The 20,156-nt window shown below is 30.3% G+C and carries 7 protein-coding genes; all 7 read left to right on the top strand.

Annotated features, from left to right (window positions below; translation table 11 throughout):
- Positions 1 to 534: 534 nt before the first annotated feature.
- Entirely contained in the window at positions 535 to 7,023 is a 6,489-nt protein-coding gene (locus DK508_RS02900) for a non-ribosomal peptide synthetase (RefSeq protein WP_109299254.1), read from the top strand.
- A gap of 185 nt (positions 7,024 to 7,208) precedes the next feature.
- Positions 7,209 to 8,189, top strand: a complete 981-nt coding sequence (gene sbnA, locus DK508_RS02895) for a 2,3-diaminopropionate biosynthesis protein SbnA (RefSeq protein WP_109299253.1) — start codon at positions 7,209 to 7,211, stop codon at positions 8,187 to 8,189.
- A gap of 69 nt (positions 8,190 to 8,258) precedes the next feature.
- A complete protein-coding gene (locus DK508_RS02890; RefSeq protein WP_109299252.1) occupies positions 8,259 to 9,233 on the top strand; it encodes a 2,3-diaminopropionate biosynthesis protein SbnB in 975 nt (324 codons plus the stop codon).
- A 162-nt stretch (positions 9,234 to 9,395) separates the two neighbouring features.
- Positions 9,396 to 10,880: a serine hydrolase gene (locus DK508_RS02885; RefSeq protein WP_109299251.1), complete on the top strand. Its 1,485-nt coding sequence runs from the start codon at positions 9,396 to 9,398 to the stop codon at positions 10,878 to 10,880.
- 39 nt (positions 10,881 to 10,919) lie between these two features.
- Positions 10,920 to 13,310, top strand: a complete 2,391-nt coding sequence (locus DK508_RS02880) for an ABC transporter permease (RefSeq protein WP_109299250.1) — start codon at positions 10,920 to 10,922, stop codon at positions 13,308 to 13,310.
- 235 nt (positions 13,311 to 13,545) lie between these two features.
- Positions 13,546 to 18,291 (top strand): aminotransferase class V-fold PLP-dependent enzyme, encoded by a 4,746-nt coding sequence (locus DK508_RS02875; RefSeq protein ID WP_109299249.1) that lies wholly within the window; start codon positions 13,546 to 13,548, stop codon positions 18,289 to 18,291.
- A gap of 26 nt (positions 18,292 to 18,317) precedes the next feature.
- The coding region (locus DK508_RS02870; protein WP_160114540.1) for a condensation domain-containing protein at positions 18,318 to 20,156 on the top strand (1,839 nt) is incomplete at its 3' end.

Here is a 20,156-nt window from a genome sequence, read left to right as displayed (position 1 = left end):
ATCAATTATTTGATTTTTTGTACAAAAATAATGATTATCCATTTTCTAACTTTCTTTCATTTTTTAATAAAATTATCAGTTTTACCATAACCTATAAATGATAAAACCTACGTATATTTACGTAACAAATTTTTGACAATTTTTTATTGAGTTATATTTTTTGAAAAAAACTTTAGGCTTTGTAATATTAAATTATATATTTGTCAAAGAGGTTTTACTCGATAAGACCATATTATTTCTTTAAAGACTTTCTGTAAGTCACTGTGGCGTAGCCCTGTTTAATAATCACATTTTTTTTAAAATATTATAAAGACATTCACTTGAAGTGATTTTGTCTTTAACTAAATGTCTTGAGAAAAATAGCTTGTACTATAAAATTCAATTTTTTTTGATGAAAAAGTAAGTATTGCTTCTTGATGGAGTAAAATCAAAAAAGAATATTCAAAAACCTTTTTTCTGAATGTATTTGGCACTCGATAATTATAAAATTTGAGGTGTGCATAATATTATAAATATTTTTTATATATCTAAAAAATGTCAAAAAATCAATCAAACCTTGACTTTAATTTTCTAACACTTAACGAAATGTTAAGTGCTAGATGTCAATTGGATAAAGTAGGAGTGGGTTTTATTGAAGGAACTGACAAGGAAGAATTCTTATCATATACAGATTTATATAATACTTCATTAAAAGTATTGGCATTTCTTCAAAACCTTGGAGTTCAACCAAAATCAGAACTGGTAATTCAGGTAGAGAATAACAGGGATTTTATTCTATTATTCTGGGCTTGTGTTTTTGGTGGAATTATTCCAGTTCCTGTTACTGTGGGCTATAAAGATGAAAGCTTAACAAAATTAATCAATATTTGGGAAATACTAAATGATCCATATTTTGTAAGTACTCAAAATAACCTAGATAAAATCAATAATTTCATTTCTAAAGAAGATACCAATGAAAGTTATACGTTTTTACAAGAGCGTTTTATTGATGTAAGTAATATTACGATTGAAACAAACAGGACTGTGACTCTTTTTGAAGCGAAGGAGGACGATTTAGCATTTATTCAGTTTTCATCAGGGTCTACGGGAAGTCCAAAAGGTGTTATGTTAACTCATAAAAACTTACTTACTAATCTTTATGATATTAGTACATCTGCACATTATGATATAAATGATAAAATGTTGAGTTGGATGCCTTTAACTCATGATATGGGGTTGATAGGGTTTCATTTAAACCCTATGTTTATGGGGGTACAGCACTATTTGATTCCAACCAATTTATTTGTAAGAAGACCATTTTTGTGGTTAGAGAAAATTTCAAAATATAGGGTTACCATTTCGTGTTCCCCTAATTTTGGATATCATTATTTATTAAAGAATTGGAGAGACATTAATAAAGGTACCCTAGATTTATCTTGTTTGCGCATAATATACAATGGAGCAGAGCCTATTTCCGTTGATATAGTAACTAAGTTCATTGATAAATTTGAAGAATATGGACTTAATAATGGAGTAATTCGCCCAGTTTATGGATTGGCAGAAGCTTCGTTAGCAGTGTCAATGTCAGGTATAGGAGAACCTATAAAATCTATTAATCTAGATAGAAATCACTTGGGCATTGACGATAAAGTAGAGCTAACAGTCAATACAGAAAAAAGTACTTCTTTCGTTAACGTTGGGGGAGCAATAGAACATTGTAAAGTGCGGATTACGAATACAGATAATGTAGAATTATCGGATAACCATATTGGTGTTGTACAAATAAAAGGGGATAATGTAACCAAAGGATATTATAATAATAAAACTAAAACAAGTCAGATTATAACTCCTGATGGTTGGTTAAATACAGAAGATTTAGGTTTTTTATCAAATGGTTCATTGTATATAACAGGTAGATCTAAAGACGTAATTTTTAAAAATGGACAAAATTTTTATTGTCATGATATTGAACGAATTGCAGAAAATGTTGATGGTGTAGAATTGAATAAAATAGCAGTTTCAGGCTATTTTAACCCCTATACACAAGAAGAAGAGGTTATTGCTTTTATCATTCATAAACAAAAATTACTTGATTTTGTACCGATTATAACTGCATTTAATACCTTAATGTCGACAAATTTTGGGATTGCATTTACGCATGTTATTCCGGTTCGTAAAATTCCAAAAACTACAAGCGGAAAATTACAACGATTTAGACTTTTACAACAATACAAAAGTGGGCTTTTTGATGATGTTAAAATGGAGTTAGATGCTTTACTAAAAGTTTCTGAGATAAAACCTATAGAGCCATTACCATTTTTCTCTTCTGATATAGAACAAAAACTCTATTCAATATGGCAAAAAGTTCTGATGGTTGATAAAATAGAGATCACAGATGATTTTTTTTCAATAGGAGGTAATTCGTTACGCCTTGCCGAGGTAAGTATGCATATTTATGAGGAGTTTGACATAGAACTTCCTTTAAATATTTTATATGAAAATCATACCATAGCTTCTACAGCAAAACAAATAAGTGAATATTTAAGGAAGAAAAAAACATCAATTTCTGTATCTGTAACAAAAGAAAAATATAACCTTTCATCTGCTCAAAAGATGTTGTTTTATGCTTGGGAAGTAAATAGAGATTCATTGGCATATAATAATCCTAGCGCGTTTATCATTGGTAATGAAATTAATATCGAAAAACTTCAAGATTCGATACGATGTTTAATTCAGAAAAACAGTACATTCAAAATGTATTTTAATTACTCTGAAGATTTAAGTTTCTCTTACTTGAAGGATGCTGAAGTAAATATTAGACTGGATGAATGCGAAGAGAAAGAAAAGAATAATAAACTTAAGTCTTTAATAAGACCTTTCGATTTGTCTAATCCTCCGCTCTTTAGAATACACATACTACATGTGTCGAGAAAGTATTTTATTCTGTTTTTGGATTTTCATCATATCATTTTTGATGGTATTTCGGTTTATAATTTTTTAGAAGATCTTTCAAAATTGTATGACGGAAGAAAGCCTCATGAATTAGTACATGAATATCAAGATTATGTAGCGTGGGAGAAAGAGACTTTTCTTTCAGAACGATTTAAGCGGCAAGAAGAGTATTGGAATAACCATTTATCAGATGCTATTCCCATTCTTAATTTACCAACAGATTTTAATAGGCCTTCAATTTTTTCGCAAAAAGGAGGCAAAATAGATTTTCTATTAGAAGCAGAATTGGTTTCGAAATTAAAAACGATTGCTAGTGAAAACTCATGTACAATCTTTGTAGTTTTATTAACAATTTACCAGCTTTTTCTCTCAAAATATTGTCAACAAAAAAATATAGTAATTGGAGTTCCTGTGTCGGGTAGAAATCATGTTGATCTGCTCAAAATGTACGGTATGTTTGTTAATAATATTGTTGTAAAAAGCGTAATCAATGATAAGGATAACTTCATTCAATTACTGGAAAAACAAAAACGTAATATGATTGAAGGGTTAAAAAATCAAGAATACCCTTTTTATAAATTAATAGAGAATAGTACCAAAGAAAGAGATGTTAGCCGTAACCCTATTTTTGATACTATGTTTGTGTTTCAAAATATGGGAATACCTAATGTAACATCATCTTCATTAACTTATAAAAGACAATTTTTTGATCCCGGATATTCAAAGTTCGATCTTTCATTAGAAATTTTTGATCAAGATAGCGTGATGGAATGCGCTTTTGAATATAACTCAAGTCTTTTTCGCAAAGAAACCATAAAACAATTTGTAGTATATTTTAAAAATTTGGTTTCTCAAGTTGTTAATTCTTCGAATGGTTTTACTGCAGAATTTCAGTTAATTGATAAAAAAGAATATGACCAAAAGATTAAGGTTATTAATGATACAACAAATACTTATCCTAAAAATAATAAGATTCATGAACTTATTGAAAAAGTAGTAGCAAAAAAAACAGATGCAATTGCGATGGTATTTGGTGATACTCATATCACATATGCAGAGCTTAATAGAAAGGCAAATCGATTAGCTCATTATATTCGAAATCAACATGATACACAAGGACCAATAATTGTGTTTATGGATAGAACACCGGATTTCTTGATAAGCATTTTGGCTATTTTAAAATCTGGAACATGCTTTTTACCAATAGACGTTGAAATTCCTAGAGATAGATTAGAGTTCATACTGGCTGATAGCAAAAGTAAAATGGTCATAACAAACAGTAAATATGCTGATAGGTTTGATAATTTGGAAGGGCCTTATGTTTTAGATATCAACGAAGTTCGAGAAGATAATAGCTTAGATTCGAGTTCTTTAGGGAAAATAAAAACCGGGGATATTGCATATGTTATATACACCTCCGGAACCTCGGGTGACCCCAAAGGAGTTGTAGTAGGGCATAAATCATTAGTTAACTATATTTCTTGGGCTGCTAAGTACTATTTAAATGATGAAGAAAGTTCATTTCCTCTTTTTACATCAATAGCCTTTGATTTAAGTATAACATCAATTTTCATCCCTCTAATAACAGGGAATAAAATTATTATATATGAAGATATAAAACACGAGGTTCTGATAAAAGAAGTAGTCTTAGACAACAAGGTTGATATTATTAAACTTACACCTTCTCACTTAAAAATATTAAAAGAAATTGAACCAATATTCAAAAATTCAAGAATAAAAAAGATTATTGTTGGTGGAGAAAAGTTTGATGTCTCTTTGGCACATCAGATTTACAATATGAAAGCAGGTGAAATTGAGATCTATAATGAGTATGGACCAACTGAAGCAACGGTGGGCTGTATGATTTATGATTTTAATATTAAAGAAAATTTAGACTGTCAATCGGTACCAATTGGTAAACCCATTAATAATACAAGTATTTATGTTTTAAATACATCTTTAACTCCAGTTCCTTTAGGTGCAAAAGGAGAAATTTATATTTCTGGAGATTGCCTGTCGATGGGATATTTATTTAATGAAAAATTAACCAATCAGACATTCATTCCAAATCCTTTTATTAAAGGGCATTTTATGTATAAAACGGGTGATTTGGCTAAATACCTAAGTGATGGAAATATTGAATACATAGGAAGAAGAGATAGTCAAATTAAGATAAATGGATATAGGGTAGAGTTGTCAGCTATTGAAGAGTGTTTTAGGAACTGTACTATAGTTGAGGATGCTATTGTTGTCCTAACAGCCTTAGGAGGAGAAGATGCACTAACAGCTTATTATAAATTGATACCAGATTTTAAAGGAAATTCTGTAAAGGAAATACGGACTTATTTAACTTTAAAATTACCTCGATATATGATTCCGTCTCACCTAATAGTTGTAGAATGTATTCCTCTTACGGTTAATGGCAAACCTGACTATAAAGCACTTCCTTCTCCAATAATGAAGTTGGATAAATCACAAAGTGAAAAATCATATACAAAGGTTGAAGAATTGTTGATTCAGGCATGGGAAGAAATACTACTTATTGAGAATATTACTTTAACAGATAATTTTTTCGAATTAGGAGGTGATTCGATCAAAGCGGTAAGAATAGCTTCAATGCTAAGACAAAATGGTATTTTGATTGAAGGAAAGGATATTTTGACATTTCAGACTATAGAGGTACTCAGTAGTAATGTGAATACTTTAGAAAATAAATCGATTTTCGAGCAAGATATGTTTGAAGGTGATATACCATGGACACCAATATTAACTTGGTTTTTTGAGAAAGAACATCAAAATTCAAATTATTATAACCAATCCGTTTTATTAAACATAAACTCTAGTATAGAAATAGAAAATTTACAAAAGGTTTTTAGAGAGATTATAACTCATCATGATGCATTTCGATTAAATTTCAATAAAGAGTTAAAAACTATTTATTACAATAATGATCTTTCGATTAATGATTTTGTGTTAGAAGAAATTTTTGTCAAAAACAATGATGAATTAAATATAGCATGCGAAGAAATCAAAAAATCAATAAATATCGAACATTCTGTATTGTTGAGAGCAGCTGTTTTTTATATCAATGAAAAACAAAAACATGTGTTTATCACATCTCATCACCTAGCAGTAGATGGTATATCATGGCGTATTCTACTTACAGATCTTTACAAGGGTTATTCGCAAATATCTAAATTAGAAAAAATAAGATTGCCTAAGAAATCTGCTTCTTTTAAAATTTGGAGTCATAAGCTAAAGGAATTAGCCTTGTCACCAAAATTTGAACAGGAATTAGATTATTGGAATAATATAGAATCAACCATATTCGAATTACCAAAACGTAGTATAGAAAAAAAGCACCCAACAGTAAGCGATTCTGCTTATATACAACACAAAATGAGTCAGGATCTTACTACGGACTTGCTTCATAATGTGCATGATAAATTTGGAACAGATACATCTATTCTGCTTATGGCGGCTTTAATTATTACGCTTAACGATTGGAAACAATTTAAAGAAACTATTGTCCATATAGAAAATCATGGAAGATTAGTTGATGGTGTAGAAGTTTATAATACAATAGGATGGTTTACAAATTTATATCCGGTCAAGTTACAATACGATGAGGATATGTCGAGTGTTATTAAGAAAACAAAAGAAACTATAAAAGGAGTGCCCAGTAATGGGATCGGATATGGAATAAATAAATATGAGAAGGGAAAACTATCAACTTCTAATGAGGTGCCAGAAATAATTTTTAATTATTTAGGGAATTTTAATGAAAAAATTAAAAACGACCTTTTTTCACTAAATACTCAAAAGTTAAGAGTGGATTCTGATCCTTTAAATTTTATTTCTGCTTATTGGGAATGGAATCTAATGATTATAAATAATAAATTGAACTTTGAAGTTACTTATGATAGTAGGGCTTTTAGTAGTACAGATATGAATACTGTTGTTCAATTGTTTGAAGATAATTTAATAAAACTAATTCAATATATTAAGAAGGAGGAAAATATTCATTTCACTCCTTCCGATTTTAACACATTAGATTTAGATCAAACAGAACTTAATGCCTTGTTTGATTAAAGCTTGATGACCTTTTAAGAAAACTTAAAAGTATCTATATGAATTAATTTGAGTACTTGATTGTACTAAATCTCTCACATATATTTTTCTTTTATGTACGTGCAATGCAAAAGCGTGTTTTATGTATTGATTTAAACATAACAATGCCTTTTTATTTTTATTAAACATTCTATAAATACGAAATAATGTTATCAAACATTTTAAATAAAGTTGGAAACACCCCTCTGGTATCTCTGAAAATAGAGTCACTGCCTAATATTAAGGTATTTGCGAAACTGGAATTTTACAATCCTACAGGAAGTGTTAAAGATAGAGCAGCATGTTATATCCTTAACAGAGGTTTGAATGAAGGTATCATAAATAAAAATAGTGTAATTATCGAATCCTCCTCTGGGAATTTTGGAGTTGCCTTATCTGCCTATGCTAAGTTACATGGATTGCGTTTTATTTGTGTAATCGATAAAAATACCTTACCAGTTAATGAAATGTTGATTAAACTCCAAGGAGCAGAAATAATTAAAATCACAGAACCAGATGAATACGGAGGATATTTATTAAACAGAATAAACAAAATAAAAACTCTCCTTAAAGAACGTCAAGATTTATATTGGGTTAATCAATACGAAAACCCTTTAAATGCCCAAGCATATTATTCTTCGTTAGGGAAAGAAATCTGCTTGGAAGCACCTGGACAAAAAGTGGAGTATGTGTTTATGGGAGTAAGTTCTGGAGGCACTATAACAGGAGTATCTAGACGTGTTAAAAAAGAAAATCCAAACGCGAAAATTATTGCTGTAGATATTTATGGCTCTGTTATTTTCGGTGGTAAAGCTAAAAAACGATACATCCCGGGTATAGGCTCAAGTATGACACCAACCATCCTTGATGAAGCATTCATTGATGATGTGGTAATGGTAAGTGAGTACGAAACTATAATTGCATGTAAAAAATTATTGGAAAAATACAGTTTATATGCTGGAGGATCTTCTGGTTCGGTATACGCTGGTATTAATAAATATTTTAAAGAGCTAAATATTGATCATCCGGTAAATGTGATGTGCGTTTTTGCTGATAGAGGTGAGAGATACATAGAAACTATATTTAATGAAAAGTGGTGCGAGAGAATAAAACCATATACGGAGGATGCCGCAATAATACATGGATAATGTTTTAAAGTATATCATAACCTAAAAAAAACAAACTTTCAAAATCAATTCTTTTAAATTAATAATACAATGATCTACATAAGTGAAAAAAAACTAAGAAACACTGCACCCAATTGGTCCCAAAATATTGATGTAATTGAAGACTGTGTAAGATGTATGCGTACAGAGGATTTTGTACAACCCATAAAACCTTATTTGCGATTCAGAAATTTAACAAATCGAATAATTGCAATGCCAGCTTTTGTTGGTGGTGATATTAACATGTGCGGTATCAAGTGGATCTCAAGCTTTCCGGAAAACCCAAGTAAATTTAATGTTCCTAGAGCGAATTGTGCCGTAATAATCAACAATCCGGAAACAGGAGAAATAGAGGGGATCATTAATAGTGCTAGAATTTCTTCGCTAAGAACAGCTTCTGTCAGTGGTTTTGTGATTCGAAAGTATTTGGAGACTAAACATATCGACACTCCTACTATTGGTATTATTGGTTTTGGGCCTATTGGCCAATATCATCTTGAAATGTGTGCTTCAATCGTAAAAACGAATTCTTTAAAAATATTGATATATGATTTGAAGGAGATTGATGAAGATAAAATTCCTGATGAAGTTAGAGATTGTGTAGAAATAGTAGATAGTTGGCAAAGTGTATATGATAATGCAGATATTTTTATGACCTGTACTGTTTCTAAAGAAAGATATATTGATCGAAAACCAAAACCAGGATCTCTTCACCTAAATGTATCTTTAAGGGATTACAAATCTGATGTGTTTAATTGGTTTAAAGATGGATTGATTGTTGATAATTGGGAAGAGGTTTGTAGAGAAAATACGGATATAGAGATGTTTCATCTTGAAAAAGGGTTACAAAAAACAGATGTTATTTCGATGGATAAATTATTAGATCCCACTTGGATAAATTCTTTATCAGACGAACAGGCCATTTTGTTTAACCCAATGGGAATGGCAATATTTGATATTGGTATTTCTCAGTATTATTTAGATAAAATGAAAATAGAAAATGAAGCATTAATTCTAGAGAATTAAGATGGTTTTTGATAGTAGTGTTCGGACAGTCGTAGCGTAATTTCTGATCTTAAAAGTATTAAGATGGTGTAGAGGTTTTAGTAAAAAACTAAAATCACAAGTTAAACATGGTCATTGTATACTTAATTTATAAAGGAATAAACATATTATAAGATAATAAAGATGAATAAAAAAATATATATTCTTACTTTTATAGTTCATGTGGTTTCATCCATATGTTTTTGTATACAATCTCAAAGTTTTCAGGTTGATAATCGAATAATTAATATTAAAGAACTCGATCAAAAAATTAATAAGATTTTAGATGAAACCGATATTCCTGGCCTTTCCTTTGCGATATTTGATGAAGGAGAAATAGTTTTTTATAATGCATATGGGTATAAGGAATATAAAAGTTCAGTTAATGGAGATGTGGAAGGAAAAGGAAAGGTTGATAAAAATACAGTTTTTGAAGCATGTTCTTTATCGAAAAGCTTTTTAGTTTTTGCTGTGCATAGGCTCGTTGATCGAGGTATTTTGGATTTGGATAAACCACTTCATGAATATTTACCGCATCCTAGGTTAATACATGATAATAGGTATAAGAAGATAACGGCAAGAATGGTTTTATCACATTTTTCAGGAATAGAAAACTGGCAATTTTATAATAATCCGGATGTACTTGAAATTATTAGTGACCCAGATACAGCTTTTAATTATTCTGGAGAAGGGTATATTTATTTGTCAAAAGTTATAGAAAAAATCGTTGGATTAGATATTCAAACTTATATGAAAAACCTGGTTTATGAACCTCTTAATTTGGAAAGAACTTTTACTACTTTCTCTGCTGATTCTAGTAAACCCAGTAATTATAGTGTTGGACATAATGCGCTTAGAAAATCTTTTCCGAAAATAAAAAATAAAGAACCTGAAATAGCTTCTATGATAAGTACAACGGCAAAAGATTATGCAAAAGTTTTAATAGGCATTTTTGGTGATAAATATTTATCTAAGGATAGAATTGATGACTTAATTCGAACAGGAATAAAAAAAGATAAAGGTTCACTATACGGGCCGGGTTTCCAGGTTCATCACACTGAAACATATAATGATACTGTCGTTTATCAAAGTGGAAATAATGATGGTTTTAAAGGTTTTGGATTTTATTCTGTTACAAAGAATTCAGGTTATGCTATGTTTGCTAATGGAGAATTGGGTGACAAAATTCAAAAAATATTAGATGATATAACATTGAATCACGGTTTATTCGGTGATGTTCATCAATATCCGGATCCTAGTTTCGAAATTCTAAATATTTATAATGAATATGGATATTCTGAAGCTTTATCTAAGTTTAAAGAATTAATTTTTCATCCTGATGAAGAAATGTTATCAAAAGAAAATATAGAAAGAATAATAGATGTTTTTATGTATAATGACCCCAAATTTGTAGAACAAATTGCAATGTTATATCATGAGAAAAAGCCAAATTCGCTTCGCCCGTTGTTTTTTCTGGGTAAAGCAAAAATGGAGGATGGGCGTTATAATGAAGCAATCCTAGAATTTAAAAATGCTATGAAAAAAGATAGTTCATCTAATGCCTTTTTTGAAGAAATGATATCCGTTTGTAATGAATTGATTAAAAAGAATAAATTAGGAATTAAATAAATTTGTACACACGAATAAAAACTAATAAACTCTACTAAAATGTCAATAGAAGTAAAAAAATATTTTAGAAGTATCAAACGTTCCAAAATCAGTTTCATCATCAATTTGATTGGTCTTTCATTGGGTATGGTTTGTGTTTTACTTATTTACCTATGGTCCAAGGATGAAATTGAGTACGACAAGTTTCATGAAAATGATAACCAATTGTACCAAATGATGATAAATCAAAGGCTAAACAACGAATTTCAAACAAATAAGTATAATTCGTTACCCTTTATAAATGCAATTGCCGAAAACATCCCAGAAATAGAGGATGTCGCTTCAGTAGTAAAGTCATATTCAACTAATGTATTATCACTAGGACAAAAGAATATTAATGTAAAAGGGATTTACGCCAGCAAAGATTTTTTTAATCTTTTTACCTTTAATTTATTAGATGGTAATAAAGAGAGTACTCTAAAGGACAAGTACAATATTGTGCTTTCTAAAAACCTAGCTGAGAAATTATTCGGGACATCAGAAAATGTTGTTGGAAAGTTTGTTAAGTTTGATAATAAACAGGAATTCTTGGTTACTGGGGTAACTGCTTCTTTTCCTAAAAATTCTTCTATCCAGTTTGATTATGTTATACCTATTTCTTTGTACGAAGAACATACTGGACTTGAATTAACATGGGGAGAAAATGTTGTCGAAGGGTTTTTTCTTATGAATCCTAATATTGAATTGAGTTTTGTGAATAGAAAGATCAAAACCTTTTTAGGTGAAAATGGTATTGATACGAATCAAACTTCTCTATTTGTTAGACGTTTCTCAAAAGGATATTTGTATGGAGATTATGATAATGGTATCCAAAAGGGGGGTAGAATAGAATATGTGCGACTTTTTATTATCATAGGTATTGTTATTTTGGTTATTGCCTGTATTAATTTTATTAGTCTTTCTACAGCAATGGCTATGGATAAAATGAAAGAAGTAGGGATTAAAAAAGTACTAGGAGTAGAGAGAAAATCAATCATTGTACGATACCTTGGAGAATCTACGCTGTTGTCTCTTTTTTCATTCTTGATTTCATTAATTTTTGTTTTTTTACTGCTTCCATGGTTTAATCAACTTACAGATAAAAATATGACATTAAGTCTTAATTATGACTTAATTTTACCCTTCTTGTTGATAGTATTAGCGGTAGGTATACTATCTGGGATTTATCCGGCACTTTATATTTCTAAATTTAAACCTGCGCAAATACTTAGGAATAGTATTTTAAATGTAGGAGGAAATCAAATATTAAGAAAAGGTTTAGTTATAACTCAGTTTACTGCATCCATAATATTAGTTGTATTCACTTTGGTCACTTATGATCAGTTTTCTATGATTCAAAATAGGAACTTGGGATATGATAAAGACAATGTTTTATATTTTGAAATGGATGGTGAGGTTGTTAATAAACGAGAAACTTTCCTTACAGAACTTAGGCGTGTTCCCGGAGTTGCTCAAGCATCAAGTGTATTTGTATTAAGGGATGGGATTTTAGGTCAAGATATGGTTACTAATGATATCACCTGGCCAACCAAACAAGCAGACGAAATCTTACTTATAGATTATAGGATCGTAAATTATGATTTTATAGAATCATTGGGTATTGAAGTTTTGGAGGGAAGATCTTTTTCTAAGGAATTTCCATCTTCAAATTCAAATGTTTACGAAATTGTTTTAAATGAGACCGCTGTAAAGATGTTAAGATTAGAACAGCCAGTTGGTAAGATCATCAATATATGGGGAGGTGATAAAGTGATTGTTGGCGTGGTTAAAGATTTTTCTGAATCTATTTATGACGGTAAAATTAAACCAATGGTATTCATGCATTTGATTAATAGAGGTTTTGGAGCCTTCAATACAATTGTAACTAAAATTGATCCTAGTTATAAATTATCAGAGACAATAAATAAAATTGAATCCTTTCATGCTAGTTTTAATCCAGGATTTCCTTTGAATTATAAATTTCTGAATCAAGATTTTCAAAATCAATATTCTTCAGAGAGAAGATTATCGGTTCTATCAAGATGTTTTACAGCACTGGCTATTATAATATCATGCTTAGGCTTATTTGGACTAACTGTTTTTACGGTTAATAAAAGAAAGAAAGAAATTAGCATTAGAAAAGTAATGGGATCAAGCGGTTCTCAAATTACCATATTATTGTTTAAAGATGTTTTTAGGCTGGTTATCATTACCTTATTAATAGGTATTCCAATTTCTTATTTTTGGGCACAAAATTGGCTTGAGAATTTTGCAGTGCGAGTTGATTTAAAACCATGGATTTTTATTATATCGGGACTTTTCTTTTTCGTTTTAGTAGTTTTAATATCAGGTATTCAGGCATCTAGAATATCTTCGATTAACCCGGCAACAACTCTAAAGAACCAAACATAATTGTCATTAGATTTTGTTTTTTTATCCTCATTAAATTTGAGGAATAGATATTCTTACTATGTTGGGTAAGCATATCTATGTTAAAAATTTTGCTCCTCTATTAAAGTGGACTTCACTTTAATGGAAGCAACTTTATACCCTTAAATGATCCAATTTATTTAGGCTGAATAGGTATATCTCACCCTATTTTAAATTATGATCGTAAGGATGTAATCTTAATCACAAATTTATTTATATGAGTACCAAAATTTCCAAACAAAACGTTCAGGATATCTTTGAATTGAGTTTAGTTCAAAAAGGTATGCTTTTTGGTCATTTACATGATGATAAATCAGGTATATATAATATTCAAATAGTATTTGATATTAAGGGAAATCTAAACATTGATTCACTGGAGAAAGCGATCTTTGAGGTAATTTCTAAAAATGAAGTATTACGATCTGTTTTTACCTGGGAAATTATAGATAAACCACTTCAAATAATTAAAAAAAATGTACCTCCGAGTATTACAATTCTAGATTTAACACATCACAATCTGAGGGGTAGAAATGCTTTTTTTGACTCTTACCTAGATAAAGACAAACAAAGTAGATTCGATCTGACATCAACACCTATTAGGTTTGGAATAATAAAGTTTTCAGAAGTACATTATAAATTACACATAACACATCATCATATTCTGTATGATGGTTGGAGCACTGGGGTTTTACTTAAAGAATTGTTTTCATTTTATAATTGTTTTACAAAGGATAACACTCCTCTTGAAATTAAAAAAACAAGTTACAAAGACGTTCAAAATGACATTAAAAATAAACTTGAAACTTATGATGGATCGGTGTATTGGAAAGATTATTTATTCGAATACAATATAAATAATTTATATGTAGAGAAATCATTAACTAGCAATTCAGGAAATCTTCAAAAAATTTATGTATCGTTCGATTCGGATATAGAATCTTATGCGACACGAAATAAGGTGACTAAAACATCTATAATTTATTCTGCATATGGTTTACTTTTACATAAATATCTTTTTACATCGGATATTGTTTTTGGAACTACTGTTTCCTGTAGAGAAGCAAGTGAAAAAAATTCTGAAGATGTTATTGGAAATTTTATCAATACAATCCCGTTTAGATTAGCTGAAGTTGATGATAAAACACTCAAAGAAATTATCCTTTCAACTCATCAAAACCTAATCAAACGAAATTCTTATCATAATACTTCTTATTTCGAGATTAAACAATTAATAGGATTATCACATCATAATGAACTTTTTGATTCTGTTGTTGTTATAGAAAATTATCCCGTAGATACAAATATTCTTAATAGTACAGAAGATTGTCAAATAAATTTAGATACAGTCTATGAAAATGCCGGTATACCCTTACATATTACGGTTTATACTGAAGATACTTTAAAAATTGAATTTGTATTTGATACTAATAAATTCTCTGACGAAATTATAAGGAAACTGTCCGTACATTTTGAAGTTATTCTAAATGAAATTTTAAACAACCCTAATAAGAAACCTCAGGATATAAATATAAATTCTAGAGAAGAGGTAAATCATCTTTTGAGATTAAACCCTCCTCCGGTAAGGTATCCGGATAATAAAAATATAATTGGATTATTTGAATCTTGCGCTCAGACAAACCCTAACGAAATAGCAGTATTTAATGATAAGGAATCTTATACATATAAATCTTTAAATGATAAAATAAACCAACTTGCTAATTTCTTAATCGATAGAGATGTAAATAAAGGAAATGTTGTTGGTGTTTTAATGGACCGATCAGTCGATTTTATAACATGTGTTTTTGCTATTTTGAAGGTGGGAGGTTCATACCTTCCTCTACCAATAAATTATCCTAATGAGCGGTTAAGTTATATGCTAAAGGATAGTGGAGCTACTTTTGTTTTGTGTAACAGATCAGCTATAGAGAAAAAGGAAATAGAAATACCATGTCGATATCATTGTTATCAAGGTGATCATGATCTTGTTAAGTATAGCACAGATAATATAAAGACGCAGATTCATAAAGATATTTATGTTATTTATACTTCTGGATCAACAGGAACTCCTAAAGGAGTAAAAGGATCACATAAAGGACTCTTAAATCGACTCAATTGGGCTTGGAACGAATATCCTATTAAAGAGGAAGAGGTTCATTGTTTTAAAACTAATATTGGATTCGTGGATCATGTGGTTGAAGTATTTTTACCATTGCTATCAGGAATTCCTTTACGTGTGTGTAGCGAGGAAGAAATACTAGATGTATCCAAGATGTATTATCTTTTGGTTATGGATAAGATATCTCGTCTTACCGTAGTCCCTACTTACCTTACTTCGATATTAGAAATAAAAAAAAGCATAGAAAAAAGAGAAAACCAACTTTCTCTACAATACGTGTTTAGTAGTGGAGAATATTTACCTTTTCAGTTAGCTAAAGAGTTTTATCAGGAATTTCCGGATACACTATTAGTTAATGTTTATGGTTCTACAGAGGTTGGAGCAGATGCAACGTATTATAATGTAGAAAGATATTATGTTGAAGACATCTTACGTTATTTTACAGATCAAAATACTCCTATGGACTATTTTGAGAATAGCAATTTTGAGAATTGTATAACCAAGCCCAATGTTGAAATATTAGAATTAACGAATAAGTTTAAAAATTATAAAATTCCGGATTACCCATCCAGCCCTCAAGAATATTATTCTAATTTTAAAAAAAGTATTCTACCTTATTCAATAAATACAGCTTCTCCTAAATTTATTGGGCATATGACATCGGTTTTGCCAAACTATGTTCATGATATGAGCAAACTTATATCACAACTTAATCAAAATTTGGTTAAAATTGAGACGTCTAAATCACTAACATTTATGGAAAGAGAAGCAATAGCAATGCTTCATAGAATATTCTATTCTTTTCCTGATAGTTTTTACAGCGAGCATATTCAAAGATTAAACTCTAATTTAGGAATTGTTACAAGTGGCGGTAGTACAGCAAACATTTCAGCATTATTAAATGCAAGAAATAAATTGCTTTTTGATAATGATAATACTGATGAAAGTGTATATCAAATAATTAAACATAAAGGATATAATGATCTAGTTATTTTGGGCTCTAGATTAATGCACTATTCAATTGATAAAGCTGCATCTCTTCTTGGTTTAGGAACCAAAAACATTATCCATCTTAAGGATACTAACGATGGTACCCTTGATTTAGAAGATTTAAAGAATAAAATCGACTATTGTAAAGATCAAAAACTTTTGATTGTCGCTTTAGTAGGAATTGCAGGATCTACAGAGACGGGAAGAATAGATCCCTTAAAAGAAATGGGGGAAATAGCTAGAAACAATAATATACATTTTCATGTGGATGCTGCTTGGGGTGGTTTATTAAAATTTTCGGATAAATATGATCATCTCATAGATGGAATAGAATTGGCAGATTCGATTACATTTTGCGGCCATAAACAACTCTTTTTACCTCAAGGTATAAGTGTTTGTTTATTTAAAGATCCTTCAGGATTAAGTTATAATGCAACACAAGCTAGATATCAAGCGACGGCAAATTCATTTGATTTTGGGCGTTATACTCCTAATGGATCTCGATCTGCATTGTCTCTTTGTTTGCATGGGGCGCTCAATATTTTTGGTAAGAAGGGGTATGGACTGTTGATGGAAAAAGGAATTGAATTGGCGAAGGTTTTTGAAAGAATAATTATAAATACCGAAAGTTTTGAGTTAATTTCAAGTCATATCAATATCATTAACTACAGATATATTCCAATCCGTTTTAGAAATAAGAAGTCATTAAATTCAATAGAAATTGAGGAAATAAATGAGATAAATTTAAAAATCCAGAAAGCACAATTTTTTAAAGGAAATACATTTGTTTCTAAAACAAGAGTAACATATAAAGAGGAGGATTGTGTGGTTTTTAGAGTGGTCCTTTCCAATCCTTTAACTAGACTTGAAGATCTTGAAAGTGTAATTACAGATCAGTTTAATATTATTGAAGAATTATATGATGAAAAGAATATACTTTCCTTAGAATATGATAATATAATTGATCAGAAGCGTCATAATAAAATAGAACTTGATGAACCGGAAATCCGCACTATACCTATAGGAGTTCCTATTTCGAATACCGAAATAGCCATTCTTAATAAGCATCATCAATTACAAGTAGAAGGATTCACTGGAGAAATATGTATATCCGGACATGGCTTGGCTTCGGGTTACGCAAGTAAAACATCTTCTTTTGACTATACTTTGATTAATGGAAAACAATTTTACCGAACAGGAGATATAGGTAGATGGATGCCTGATGGTCGTATAGATTTTTTAGGAAGATCAGATTTGCAAGTAAAGTTGCGCGGTCAGAGAATTGAATTGAGTGAAATTGAAGCGAGTTTAAATAACCATAAAGGGATTCAATCCAGCGCTGTTATGGTTAAAGGTCGGTATTCGTCTGGGAATTTAATAGGATATTATCAATCGAAAAAAGAATTGGAAGCATCAGAGCTTATGGAGTTTTTAGCAGATAAACTACCTCCATACATGATTCCCGTTGATTATATCTGGCTTGAAAAGATGCCAATAATGCCTAATGGTAAAGTAGATAGAAAATCATTACCTGATGATATAATGATTTCAGGAATCAATTTTGTCGAACCTATTAGTGAAACTGAAAAAGGACTTTCTGCAATATGGATGAAAATTCTAGAACTAGATGATGATTTTTTTGGAGTGAATACTAGTTTTTTTAAAGTAGGTGGCCATTCTTTGAATGCTATTGTTTTAGTAAATGAAATTCAAAGAAAATATGATGTAGAAGTATCTATACGTGATATTTTCTTTAGAAATACGATTTTATCATTGTCTGAGTTGATAGATACCAAAATTTGGGTACTAAGTGGTTGTGAATCTGATGGCACCGAAAATGATAAAGTTTTCATATAACATAGAGATAAATTTATTCACATCTCATGGATACACTATTATTAGAGTTAAGAAATAAAAATATAGGTGTTACCATTGTCGAAGGTAATATCCAGTTAGATGTACCTAAGAATGTGGATGCTTCTGATTTGATAACTAAAATCAGAACTAATAAGTTGGCATTACTTGAATATTTAAATAGCGTAAATCGAAAAAGTAAAAATATCTCGAAATCCCCGATTAAGGATTATTATGCTTTATCAGCAGCTCAGCGCAGGTTGTACTTTTTATATGAATTAGATAAAGAATCGTTGGCATATAATCAGTTTCAGGTACTTGAACTGGATGGTGTTTTGGATAGTGATAAGTTGAATTTAAGCTTTCAGGGTTTATTGGCACGACATGAAATATTACGTACTTGTTTTGAGGTTGTTGATGATTCTATTTATCAAAAAATATGCGAATCGGTTGATTTTGAGATTGCTTATTATGAGTCATCATTAGATGAATATGATAAAGTATTAGATGATTTTATTCGCCCTTTTGATTTAGGAGTTGCGCCTTTATTTCGTGTGGGTGTTATTGCACTTTCAAAAGAGGAACATCTATTAATTGTAGATATGCATCATATCATTACTGATGGCGTCTCTCATGGTCTTATGATTCATGATTTTATGTCATTGTATGAGGGTTTAAGTTTAGAGTCATTACCATTGCAATATAAGGATTACTCAGAGTGGCAACAGAGTGACGTGTATCAGTCAGGACTACAATTACAACGGAATTATTGGCTAGCCGAGTATTCTGAGGAGTTATCGTTGTTAACTCTTCCTATGGATCACTCTCGTCCAGAGATAAAGAGTTATAGGGGTAGTAATGTTTCACTTCACTTAAGTGGTGAAGTTACAAGCAGTTTACGCGAATTAGGAGATAGAGAAGGAGCGACTTTATTTATGACCTTACTTTCGATTCTCAATATTTTATTGAGTAAGTTAAGTAATCAAGAGGATGTTGTGGTTGGTACGGGTGTTGCAGGTCGTTCACATGCAGATTTAGAAGGTATTGTTGGTATGTTTGTCAATACCTTGGCGATTCGTAATTATCCTAAAGGGGATTTAAGTTTTAAAGATTTTTTAGAAAATGTAAAGGAGAAGACTTTAAAGAGTTTAGAGTATCAGAATTATCCTTATGAGGAGTTGGTAAATCATTTGGATCTCCCAAGAGATACTAGCCGTAACCCTTTGTTTGATGTTGCATTTGTGCTTCAAAATTTTGATAATAAAGAATTACATTTTTCAGATGTAAAAGCTAATGTAAAGGATGTAGAAAATAAGATTTCCAAGTTTGATTTGCAATTAACCGGATTGGAATCTGATGAGGGCTTAGCTTTAGATTTTGAGTATACAACAGATTTATTTGATAAGGATACCATAGTTCGTTTTGTTACTTATTTTGAGCGTATTGTAGATACAGTATTATCCAATCCGGATATTTTGTTAAGAGATATTGTTGTATTGGATGAAAAGGAACAAGTAGTGTTATTAGATAATTTTAATGCTACTGAGGTTGATTATCCAAGAGATAAGACGATTATAGAGTTGTTTGAATCGCAAGTAAAGGCTAATCCTTTAGGTACAGCATTAGTTTATGAAGGCAAAAAACTTAGTTATAGAGACTTAAATTCTCGTTCTAATGCCCTAGGATCTAAGTTAGTAGGGTTAGGCATTGGTAAGGGAGATATTATCAGTGTTTTATTATTGCAGTCTTTTGATATGGTGATCAGTCTTTTAGGTATTTTAAAGTCTGGAGCTTCATTTTTACCTATTGACGCTAAATCTCCCAAAGATCGTATATCCTATATGTTATCCGATAGTGGTAGTAAGTTG

It is taken from the genome of Aquimarina sp. AU474 (genome assembly GCF_900312815.1).
GTDB lineage: Bacteria > Bacteroidota > Bacteroidia > Flavobacteriales > Flavobacteriaceae > Aquimarina.
The sequence above is the reverse complement of the archived record's forward strand: the minus strand, read 5'-3'. Positions and strand labels throughout refer to the sequence as shown.